At 37.7% G+C, this 1,694-nt stretch carries 2 protein-coding genes; both read left to right on the top strand.

The features are described from left to right. Nucleotides 1-1,255, top strand: a 1,255-nt coding sequence (locus tag ADI58_RS10770) for an ABC transporter substrate-binding protein (RefSeq protein ID WP_049521809.1), incomplete at its 5' end; no start/stop codon positions are given. A 98-nt stretch (nucleotides 1,256-1,353) separates the two neighbouring features. After that, the gene (locus tag ADI58_RS05705) at nucleotides 1,354-1,584 is read left to right on the top strand and encodes a DUF2969 domain-containing protein (protein WP_000037113.1); all 231 of its coding nucleotides are present in this window, start codon (nucleotides 1,354-1,356) and stop codon (nucleotides 1,582-1,584) included. Nucleotides 1,585-1,694: the final 110 nt, after the last annotated feature.

Consider the following 1,694-nt stretch of genomic DNA (forward strand, 5'->3'; position numbering starts at 1 on the left):
GGATAAAGAAAAGGTAAAAATTGAAAAGATCAAATTGACCTACTACGATGGTTCAGATCAGGAATCGTTGATTCGTAGCTTCTCTTCAGGTGCCTATACGACAGCCCGCCTCTTCCCAAGTAGCTCAAACTTTGCTTCTACTTTGGAACAATACGGAGATAAAATCACTTATAGTCCACAGGACTCAAGTAGCTATTACTTCACCTTTAACGTAAATCGTCAGTCATATAATAAAACTGCGAAAACAAGTGAAGAGCAAAAGACTTCTACAAAAGAAGCTATGCTTAATAAGGACTTCCGTCAGGCTATCAACTTTGCCTTCAACCGCCATTCTTATGCTGCCCAGCTAAATGGTGAAGACGGTGCGGACAAGATTATTCGTAACAGCCTTGTTCCTGACAACTTTGTACAAGCAGGTGGTAAGAACTTTGGTCAAATCGCTCAAGCAGAGTTGGTGAACTATGGTGACCAGTGGAAAGGCGTTGAGTTAGTGGATGGTAAGGATTCTATCTACAACCCTGACAAGGCTAAAGCTGCGTTCGAAAAAGCTAAGAAAGACTTGGAATCTAAAGGGGTAACATTCCCAATTCACTTGGATGTCCCAGTTGAACAAACAGATACCATCGCTGTTCAACAAAGCAACTCTTTCAAACAGTCAATCGAATCAACTCTTGGTGCTGAAAATGTTGTCATCGACGTTCTTCAAATGACAGATAATGAAAAGGAAACAATCACTTCACAAGCGCGTGTTCCTTCTCAAAAAGATTATGATTTGAACAGTACAGGATGGGCTCCAAGTTATCAAGACCCAGCATCTTACTTGAATATCATGGATCCTAAATCAGGTTCTGCTATGAAACACCTTGGTATCACTAAAGGAAAAGATAAGGATGTTGTAGCGAAACTTGGTTTGGACCAGTATAAGAAATTATTGGATGATGCCGATTCAGAGACTACAAATCTTGAAGAGCGCTATGAAAAATATGCCAAGGCTCAAGCTTGGTTGACAGATAGTTCATTATTGATGCCAACAGCCTCATCTGGTGGTTCTCCAGTTGTAAGTAATGTCGTGCCATTCTCAAAACCATACTCACAAGTTGGTATTAAGGGTGACCCATATATCTTTAAGGGAATGAAATTGCAAAAAGATATTGTTACAACAAAAGAATACGAAGAAGCACTGAAAAAATGGCAAAAAGAAAAATTGGAATCAAACGGCAAGTACCAAAAAGAACTAGAAAAACACATTAAATAAAGCAGAAAACTCTATATCAGACTTGGAATGATATAGAGTTTTTTCTTGCTAGTTTTAGGATTTTCTTGTAAAATAGAAAAAGTGAAGAGAGGTATGAAATGAGTAAGAAAGATAAAAAAATTGAAATTCAAGTAGCAGATGCCAAGGTTAATGTAGGAAAAGACAGTTTTGAGGGTTATACCTTGACCATTGGTAAGAAAGTAATTGGAGAAATTGCCGAATTAGATGGACAATTTGCCATCATAAAGAATGGGAATGTCGATAGTTTTTATAAAAAATTGGAAAAAGCTGTGGAAATTTTGATTGAAAATTATAATTTAGCAAAATAAGTCTTGTTTTTTTGAAATTTTCATGATATAATAGTCCATGTTGATTGTAGGAGAGATAGCGAAGAGGCTAAACGCGGCGGACTGTAAATCCGCTCCTTCGGGTTCGGGGG

Source organism: Streptococcus mitis (assembly GCF_001074635.1).
In the GTDB taxonomy this organism is placed as follows: domain Bacteria; phylum Bacillota; class Bacilli; order Lactobacillales; family Streptococcaceae; genus Streptococcus; species Streptococcus mitis_E.

What these genes read in the sequence shown, in the direction of transcription:
- ADI58_RS05705 (WP_000037113.1), top strand. Translation starts at nt 1,354, where the DNA reads ATGAGTAAGAAAGATAAAAAAATTGAAATTCAAGTAGCAGATGCCAAG.